The sequence below is a fragment of the Acinetobacter terrae genome (assembly GCF_013004375.1).
Taxonomy (GTDB): Bacteria; Pseudomonadota; Gammaproteobacteria; order Pseudomonadales; family Moraxellaceae; genus Acinetobacter; species Acinetobacter terrae.
Genome location: NZ_JABERI010000031.1, coordinates 1 through 8629 on the forward strand (window position 1 = coordinate 1; position 8629 = coordinate 8629).

Genomic DNA, 8629 nt, shown 5'->3' on the forward strand with positions numbered 1-8629 from the left:
CAGACAAGTAATGCTCCACAACTTTTAATTTAAATTCTTGAGAATATTTAGCCATTAAAAAGCACCCTTCAAATTAGACTAAGAGTGTCCAACTTTCGGGGTGCAGATTAATTTGGAGGGCTTTTTTATGAAAAATAGAATTTATGATTGTGTGAGAACATCATTAAAAATTATGGTTCTAATTTAGCGGCTTCTAAAATATCAAAAATAACAGTTGTCACATCTTGGCTTAAATCACGATTGTTAAAAATTTCATGCGCTGTAATGGTTACATCTGTATCACTTGGAAGTAAGCGTTGTTCTTCTTCAATCAAATGCTGAATGGGTAATAAAGTCTGTTTTATTTCTAAATGAAGAATATCTTTAAACTCAATATTTTCATCTTCCAGCTCAATCAGTTGTTCGTTTAAAAATGGCAATAAAATAGAATGCAGATAAGGCTGAATCTCAATAATATCAAAGATTTCAATCTCACGTGTTTGCTCAATTGTACTAATGTGATCATTCATTTCAATCAGAATATGGTAGTAACTCACACGCGTCTCCAGAGATTTTATGTTGTCATTTCTTCCCATTACAATAACATGAAATGAGCTTGATTTCCGTTCTATTGCCATGCATAGACTTATAAAAAGTAAGGGATTTTTGCATTGTATCTCGGTCGTGGCTTAACGTTCCTGCAATAAGGCTAAATCCGCTGCCGATAATCTGAAGTTTTGCAGCTGCTGATCTTTCATGAGCGGGTACATCAGCGCCTGAGGATCTTGATTGTGTTCTAAGCCTAAAGCATGTCCTAACTCATGTGCAATGGTTAGACGTAAATCATCCATCGTATCAAATTGATAAATTTCAATGCGCTTTCCATTGTATATGCCTTTGTGAAATTCGCGTGCCGGGAAGCGTTGATTGAGATGATTCACATTGATATTGTAAGAATCAATATTTTGATTATGCTGCTCGACTTGTTGATTGTATTGATTATTTTGATCTTTAAGCTCAGCAATGTCATGGTCTAATTGTTGTGCTTGGGCTTTCAATTGCTGATATTGTTGTTCGATGCGTTGTCGATTTGGACCATTTTCATTTTCAATACCCATCCAACTCATGCGTTGTTGATTGAGTTGTTCAACGTCCTTGGATAATTGATCTCGCTGGGCTTGCAGTTGTTGATGACGTTGTTCTAGGTAGCTATAGCGATTGTCTAAATTCTCTGAAATCCGTTGATTCACATTTTGAGCCGCCTCCAGAAGTTGTTGGCTGGTTTTGTGTGCTTTATGGTCTGCTTGGCGTTGGTCATAGATCAAATTGACCGTTAATTTTGCCTTTGGATCATAAACCAAAAGAGGTTTTTCTGAGCCTTGCTGCCAAATACCGATGGCATCTTTACAGAGCTGAATCAGTTCTGCTTGGCTCATACCAAATCGTGGATCGACATCGCCCAAGCGAAATCGCACACTTGAATCAAAAGGATGAAGTATTTTATCTGTGACCGTGCGATGTTCTCGCTTATTATCCTGTTGCGATGGAAAGAATAACCAAATGAACAATAAAGCCCCGATGGCAAAGAAGAGAGCACGCATAGCATTTTAAAATCATTATTTTTAAATTAATGTAGCTGAAAGTTTAATCTAATCCTATCTTTTTAAACATAAAAAACCGCGCTTTCACGCGGTTTTTTTAACTCTTTCGAGTTAGATTAAAGCGACAAATTATTTTTTGTCATCTTTAACTTCAGTGAACTCAGCATCTACAACGCCGTCGTTCGCTTTTTGAGATTGACCTGCATCACCTTGGAAAGCATTCGGGTCAAAACCTTCAGCACCACCTTGAGCGCCTTGAGCCGCTTCATAAGCACGTTGGCTAATTGGCATGATGATGTTTTGAAGCGCTTCAGTTTTCGCTTTGATTTCTTCAACATTATTTTCTTTGGTTGAAGCTTCAAGCTCAGAAACCGCAGTTTCGATTGCAGTTTTTTCATCTGCAGTCACTTGTTCGCCAAGATCTTTAACTGCTTTTTGCGCGCTAGAAACAAGTGCATCTGCTTCGTTACGTGCTTTAGCAAGTTCTTCGAATTTGCGATCTTCTTCAGCATTCGCTTCAGCATCTTTAATCATCGCTTCAATTTCAGCATCGCTCAAACCTGAGTTTGCTTTAATTTGAATTGATTGTTCTTTACCAGTGCTCTTGTCTTTCGCAGACACTTTCAAGATACCATCAGCGTTGATGTCGAACGATACTTCAATTTGTGGCACACCACGTGGAGCAGGTGGAATGTCGCCTAATTGGAAGTTACCCAACAATTTGTTTTGCTGCGCCATTTTACGTTCACCTTGGAACACAGAAATGTCTACAGCAGGCTGGTTGTCAGCAGCGGTTGAGAACACTTGAGATTTCTTCGCAGGAATCGTGGTGTTTTTCTCGATGATTGCAGTTAACACACCGCCCATAGTCTCAATACCAAGAGTCAACGGAGTTACGTCTAGAAGCAATACGTCAGTTTTGTCACCTGAAAGTACAGCACCTTGAATCGCAGCACCCATTGCAACCGCTTCGTCAGGGTTCACGTCTTTACGTGGCTCTTTGCCGAAGAATTCTTGAACTTTTTGTTGAACCATTGGCATACGTGATTGACCACCTACCAAGATTACGTCAGAGATGTCTGAAGTCGAAAGACCAGCATCTTTAAGCGCAATACGGCAAGGCTCAATGGTACGAGCAACAAGTTCCGCAACCAAACCTTCAAGTTTCGAACGTGTTACGTTGATCACTAAGTGTTTAGGACCAGTCGCATCAGCAGTGATGTACGGTAGGTTGATTTCAGTTGCAGTTGAAGATGAAAGTTCGATCTTCGCTTTTTCAGCAGCTTCTTTCAAACGTTGTAACGCAAGTGGATCTTGTTTTAAGTTAAAGCCTTGTTCTTTCTTGAACTCTTCAACCAAGTATTCAATTAAAGAGTTATCGAAGTCTTCACCACCCAGGAAGGTATCACCGTTAGTCGACAATACTTCGATTTGTTGGTCGCCATCAAGGTCAGCGATTTCAATGATGGATACATCGAAAGTACCACCACCCAAGTCGTAAACCGCGATTTTACGGTCGCCTTCTTTTTTGTCCATACCGAACGCAAGCGCCGCAGCAGTTGGTTCGTTGATGATACGTTTAACATCAAGACCTGCAATTCGACCTGCATCTTTAGTTGCTTGACGTTGTGCATCATTGAAGTAAGCAGGAACAGTAATCACCGCTTCTGTAACAGTCTCACCCAAATAATCTTCTGCAGTTTTTTTCATCTTTTTCAAGATTTCAGCAGAAACTTGTTGTGGTGCCAATTTTTTGTCGTTTACATCAACCCAAGCATCGCCATTGTCTGCTTGAATGATTTTGTAAGGTACAAGACCGATATCTTTTTGAACTGCTTGGTCTTGGTACTTACGACCGATCAAACGTTTGATCGCGAATAATGTGTTTTTAGGATTGGTTACTGCTTGACGTTTAGCAGATTGACCCACCAAAATTTCGCCATCTTTGTACGCAATAATAGATGGAGTTGTACGAGTGCCTTCAGCGTTGTCGATAACTTTAACTTTGTCACCTTCAAGTACTGCTACGCAAGAGTTTGTAGTACCTAAATCAATACCAATGATTTTAGCCATTTGGATGCTTCCTCAAAATTATTTTTTGCAATGCTTTTGCTTGTTATCCGATATGAGAGCCATTCAAAATTTTTCAAGTTTATTTCATTAAAAAAAGTGAAAAACTCTCGAATTTCTTTACCTTATTGACCGACCAAGACCATTGCTGGACGAAGTAAACGGTTTGACAAGGTATAACCTTTTTGTAATACAGTGCCAATTTCACCTGCTTTAGCATCAGGTGCGATACCCACTGCTTGATGCAAGTCTGCATTGAAACCGTTGTTCATATTCACTTCGACTACACCGAATTTTTCTAGTGTGGTGAGCAGTGATTTCAAAGTAAGTTGCACACCTTCAAGTAATGGAGATTCAGTATCACCCGCAGCTTGAATGGCGCGTTCTAAATTATCGACGGTGTCGAGTAATTCCTTGGCGAATTTTTCAATCACCGTTTCTTTATGCTTTTCAGCATCACGTTGAATGCGTTCTACGCTTTTTTGCGCTTCATATACCGCATTGGCTGTACGTGCTTTTTCAAGTTTTAAACTTTCTTCCAGATTAGTGATCTGGGCTTGTAAATCTTCAACTGAAACTTCAGCTTGCTCCGTTTCAGCTTGAGTTTGTGCTGTTTGTTGATCAGCTTGCTCTTGCCCTAGATCTTGAGCTTGTTCGTTTTGCTCAGCCGCCATAGATTTACTCCGTTTAAATGGGTTCTTAAACATGTACAGTCCTTTTGGCTTCAGTGCTAACTGGGTTAATCCTGAACTGCCATGAGTGATAAAATTCATGATTAATACAAAGGTCGGGGCAGGCGATAAAAATTCAAGCGACACAATCAATTAAATCTGTTTAATTTGATTAAAATTATCAAAAAACCTGGTTTTTCCAACATTCAGGCAAAAATTATAAGGTTCTTTATGCTCAAAATTGAGCTAGGGGATAAAACAACAAAGCAGCTTATTGTCAGCGCTTGATGATCAGTTAATGGAACAATCAAGTTTTGTTGCTCTACCTCAGTTTGTATGGAAGATGGGCGTTAGGAATGAGATAGGAAAAGAGAAAGAAAATACAAAGACGGTTCATATTATGATGGGTAATATTCAACTTAGACTTAAAAACGATCATTATGAAATAAATTATCTATTTTACAAAAAAGCACAGGCTGATTATTATTTCACCCAGATTCTATCGCTGTAGTTTCTTCTTGGTATTTTTGAAATCTGTTTTCTAAGCTTACCCAACCTCTGGGTAAGCTTTTTTTTTGCCTAAAATAAAGCAAGCCATCATTAATAACTGATCTTATCTATCTGTTTAGCGAGTTATCGTCTGGGTATTGAATAACGGTTAAACTGTTACAGCATTCAATTTTGATTATGATGGTTTTTATAAAATAAAAAAATGCCCTGTGTGGCAAAGGGCATTGAGCCGATAACAGGATTTTAATTATCGCGACGATCACCAATTCGCTTATCAGTATCGCGACGATGATCATCCCAACGTCTTTCTTGGTATTTACCTTGCTGTTGCGTTTTTTGACGATGTTGTACATCCACTTTTTTACGCTGTTGTTCTGAGCGTTGGCGTTCAAGTTCACGCTTTTTGCGATCCCAATTGGATTGGTTATTTCTATTTTGTTCGGCAGCTCTCTTACGCTGTTCTAATTGATGCTGTTGTTCACGTTTTTTACGCTCCCAATCAGATTGTTTTTGCCGATTCTGTTCCCACTGACGACGTTCAAGCTCACGTTTTTTACGTTCCAATTCCAAGCGGTTTTGACGCTGTTGATATTCCCAACGTTGACGTTCCCGCTCTCGGTCATATCGATCGTCATAATCCCGATCATAACGCCGGTCATAGCGATCATTATAACCTCCATCGTAATAACCGCCATCTTCTGGAAATGCCACACAACCTACGGCTAAAAATGTGGTCGCTAAAGAGAGTATAATCAGTTTTTTAGTCATAGCTTGCATCCTTCTTCTTTTAAGGAGTAGCAAAAACACTCCAAAATATACATGGCAATTGTCAATGACAAGGTATAAAAAGAAGATTAGCGTATGAATGTTTTTACTGTGTATACAGATGATTAGACTTATATAAGATTATGGTCACTTATCGGCTGATCATGTAGAAAATGTGAAGAATATAATAAAGGGAAGCTACATTATGGGTGCTTTTAATCGAACGCTACAGACGATGATAGAAAAAGGGCAAGGCACGGCAGCACGCACTTTGGATCGATTGCCGAGTTTTGCACAAAAATCTTTAGTTAAAATTTTAAGATATCCCCACGAATATCCTGAACTTGATCCTTTAATTCAATGCATGATGGCGGCACAGTTAAGACAAGGGAATAGTGGTTTCGTCGGTGAAGATGTTATCCACGCGCGTAAAACCTTTGATTTACAAATGCAGTCGATTAAAAGCAAACCCACCCCAGTAAAGCGTGTTGAAGATTTACGACTCCCTTTACATAGTGGCGCCATCTTCGCGCGACATTATCATCCTGAACCGAGTAAAAAACTTCCCATGGTGGTGTTTTATCATGGCGGTGGTTTTGTGGTGGGGAGTCTGGACTCTCATGATGAGGTTTGTCGTTTACTTGCGGTCTATGCGAAGGTTCAGGTGCTGAGTATTGACTATCCCTTAGCACCTGAAGCCAGCCCGACAAAACTGATCCAAACCTGTGAAGATGCATTGGCATGGGTATATCAAAACAGAAAACAGCTTAAAATTTTAAAAAACAGAATTTCGGTGGCAGGGGATAGTGCAGGCGGCAATATTAGTGCAGTCGTTGCTCAGCGTAGTGCCAATAAAGTTCATGCACCGCAAGCGCAATTGCTGCTCTATCCTGCGGTAGATTTTAAAAGCCGTCATCCATCGTTCCATGCTTATAAAGAAGGGCTGGTTCTAACAGGGACGGATGTCGATTTTGTGACGCACTATTATGCAGAAACTCATCAAGTCGAATTGGATGATCCGATTATTTCACCGACCTATGGCAAACATGACAAATTAGCTCCTGCATTTGTGATTACAGCAGGTCATGATGTATTGCATGATGAAGGTGAAATCTATGCCTACAAGTTACGCCATCGTGGTGTGAAAGTGCATTATCAGGAGTATGGTGATCAAGCCCATGGTTTTGTAAACCTAACCCCAATTTCTTATCGGGCTAAAAATTACGTGATTGAAATCAGTAAGAACTATAGAAAGTTTTGGGATAAACACGCTTAAGCTTTTTTTTTAATAAATTCGACTGTCTATATTAGAAGGTGTTTCACGTGAAACACTTTTTTATTTTTTCTCAATCTTGGCTGTAGGTAGTGTGAGTCTAAATTCGGGAACATAAAAACTCTGCAAATACTTGGCTTGAGAAAAATCTGGAAAGACATCCAGCGTATTTTTCCAAGAGACTTGTTTAAGTTTACATAGCTTGCCACGAAATTGAGGAATGAATTGATAATTCAAACCTTGCCGGGTCTGATGAATGTTGAGCAGTCGTGCGGGTAAATGATGGCTATTAATATAGAAAGCCTGACTATGTTTGTACTTCTGTAAACACAAGCTCATTTCTTGCTGTTCAAATAAAACGTTGCAATACACCACATCGTCTTTCATCAACCATTCGAATTGAGCGAGTTGTTTTGGAATTCCCCAAAAATGTTGACCATGAACAACAGAAGTTTCCGTGGATACATAAATTTTAGGAATCGAAGATAAACGTCTTTTACTCATTAAAGGATGATCTAAAATCAGAAGCTCATCATAGGGACCCACAGGGGATTCATGATAGCGAACCAATATAACCTGTATCACTCGTCCAATTGGAGAGGGAGCAAGGTGGAAAGCTTGATTAGATTTAATAAAGTTTGGCGTTAACCAATAATTCAAAATAAAGGCATCACCCAGTAAATTCCAAGGTGGATGGTGATGAAAAGTTGTAGGGGTTAATTCTTCACTCATTGTCATTCTCGTTTTATCTCAAAAAGAGATGCTGTTTTATTTATAGTGAACGATTAATATATAGACATTGACAATTACAACTTGAAGTAGAAGAGTAAAGAAATGTTAAAACAAACCCTATTCGCTATTAGTGCTGCCTTTATTAGTTTGCAAGCGATCGCTGCAAACTCGATTGTAGAAATGAAAACATCCATGGGAAATATTGAAATAGAGCTCTTTAATGATAAAGCACCTATTTCAGCGAAAAATTTTGAAGGCTATATAAAGGATAACTTTTATAACGGCACCATTTTTCATCGCGTGATTCCGGGCTTTATGATTCAGGGTGGAGGAATGGATGCCAACATGGTGGAGAAACAAACCAAAGCTCCAATTCAAAATGAATCATATAATGGTTTGAAAAATACCCGTGGCACTTTAGCGATGGCGCGTACCAACAACCCTAATTCAGCAAGCAGCCAATTCTTTATTAATACAGTAGATAACGACTTTCTAAATAAAAGCCAGATGAATGCGGGTTATGCCGTGTTTGGTAAAGTCATTAAAGGAATGGATGTGGTCGATAAAATCACGAAAGTTCCGACTGCAAATGTTGGAATGCATCAAAATGTACCAAAGCAAGCAGTGAAAATCGTCAGTGTGACTGTTAAAGCAGCACCCGAGAAAAACTAATACAAATTAAAGCAGAAATATCTAAATTAATATTTTTGCTTTAAAACAACACCTTAGATTTGTTTTGTGTAAAAATGACCCAAATTGGTGCATAAAAAAAACACACTCGATAAAGCAAGCGGTTAAAAGCACTTGCGCGTGTAGGAAATTGCCCTATAATGGGCGCATACCAACGAGATATGTTGAAACGAACGAAGCGCGAAGCGTTGAGTTGTTGAGATTGCCTTGTTGTTTCTTGTCTCTGACGAAGAGCGAGATAGATCATTAAGAGATTATGAAGAACAACTTGTGTGGATTTTTACCGGTTGATCGATCGAAATTATTTTCATTGATTGATGGTAGAAATTACTCGAAGT

General features: G+C 39.0%; 9 protein-coding genes. 3 read left to right on the forward strand and 6 right to left on the reverse strand.

Annotation, left to right across the window (positions count from 1 at the left end):
* Positions 1 to 170: 170 nt before the first annotated feature.
* The 4 genes from HLH14_RS12670 to grpE form a co-directional block, all read right to left on the reverse strand.
* Entirely contained in the window at positions 171 to 548 is a 378-nt protein-coding gene (locus HLH14_RS12670) for a hypothetical protein (RefSeq protein WP_131271949.1), read from the reverse strand.
* Positions 549 to 668: 120 nt separating this feature from the next.
* Positions 669 to 1580, reverse strand: coding sequence for a matrixin family metalloprotease (locus HLH14_RS12675; RefSeq protein ID WP_171533183.1), 912 nt, complete (start codon positions 1578 to 1580; stop codon positions 669 to 671).
* Between the two features lie 129 nt (positions 1581 to 1709).
* Entirely contained in the window at positions 1710 to 3653 is a 1944-nt protein-coding gene (dnaK, locus tag HLH14_RS12680) for a molecular chaperone DnaK (protein ID WP_171533184.1), read from the reverse strand.
* A gap of 122 nt (positions 3654 to 3775) precedes the next feature.
* Complete coding sequence (gene grpE / locus HLH14_RS12685; RefSeq protein ID WP_086194721.1) at positions 3776 to 4324, reverse strand: nucleotide exchange factor GrpE; 549 nt, start codon at positions 4322 to 4324, stop codon at positions 3776 to 3778.
* Between the two features lie 295 nt (positions 4325 to 4619).
* Between grpE and HLH14_RS12690 the strand changes: the two genes are divergently transcribed.
* Entirely contained in the window at positions 4620 to 4832 is a 213-nt protein-coding gene (locus HLH14_RS12690; RefSeq protein ID WP_171533185.1) for a hypothetical protein, read from the forward strand.
* Between the two features lie 242 nt (positions 4833 to 5074).
* On the opposite strand, the gene HLH14_RS12695 is transcribed toward HLH14_RS12690, so the two are convergent.
* Positions 5075 to 5599, reverse strand: coding sequence for a hypothetical protein (locus HLH14_RS12695; RefSeq protein ID WP_171533186.1), 525 nt, complete (start codon positions 5597 to 5599; stop codon positions 5075 to 5077).
* Between the two features lie 202 nt (positions 5600 to 5801).
* Between HLH14_RS12695 and HLH14_RS12700 the strand changes: the two genes are divergently transcribed.
* On the forward strand, positions 5802 to 6872 hold the full coding sequence (locus tag HLH14_RS12700) for an alpha/beta hydrolase (protein WP_171533187.1): 1071 nt from the start codon (positions 5802 to 5804) through the stop codon (positions 6870 to 6872).
* Positions 6873 to 6932: 60 nt separating this feature from the next.
* Here the strand turns inward: HLH14_RS12700 and HLH14_RS12705 are convergent, their stop codons facing one another.
* Complete coding sequence (locus HLH14_RS12705) at positions 6933 to 7601, reverse strand: acetoacetate decarboxylase family protein (protein ID WP_171533188.1); 669 nt, start codon at positions 7599 to 7601, stop codon at positions 6933 to 6935.
* 102 nt (positions 7602 to 7703) lie between these two features.
* On the opposite strand from HLH14_RS12705, the gene HLH14_RS12710 reads away from it, so the two are divergent.
* A complete protein-coding gene (locus HLH14_RS12710; RefSeq protein ID WP_171533189.1) occupies positions 7704 to 8273 on the forward strand; it encodes a peptidylprolyl isomerase in 570 nt (189 codons plus the stop codon).
* Positions 8274 to 8629 lie beyond the last annotated feature (356 nt).

Excerpts from the sequence above, each read along its gene's own strand:
- dnaK (WP_171533184.1), bottom strand. The coding sequence starts at position 3,653 with ATGGCTAAAATCATTGGTATTGATTTAGGTACTACAAACTCTTGCGTA.
- HLH14_RS12700 (WP_171533187.1), top strand. The coding sequence starts at position 5,802 with ATGGGTGCTTTTAATCGAACGCTACAGACGATGATAGAAAAAGGGCAA.
- HLH14_RS12705 (WP_171533188.1), bottom strand. The coding sequence starts at position 7,601 with ATGAGTGAAGAATTAACCCCTACAACTTTTCATCACCATCCACCTTGG.
- HLH14_RS12690 (WP_171533185.1), top strand. The coding sequence starts at position 4,620 with ATGGAACAATCAAGTTTTGTTGCTCTACCTCAGTTTGTATGGAAGATG.
- HLH14_RS12710 (WP_171533189.1), top strand. The coding sequence starts at position 7,704 with ATGTTAAAACAAACCCTATTCGCTATTAGTGCTGCCTTTATTAGTTTG.
- grpE (WP_086194721.1), bottom strand. The coding sequence starts at position 4,324 with ATGGCGGCTGAGCAAAACGAACAAGCTCAAGATCTAGGGCAAGAGCAA.
- HLH14_RS12695 (WP_171533186.1), bottom strand. The coding sequence starts at position 5,599 with ATGACTAAAAAACTGATTATACTCTCTTTAGCGACCACATTTTTAGCC.
- HLH14_RS12675 (WP_171533183.1), bottom strand. The coding sequence starts at position 1,580 with ATGCGTGCTCTCTTCTTTGCCATCGGGGCTTTATTGTTCATTTGGTTA.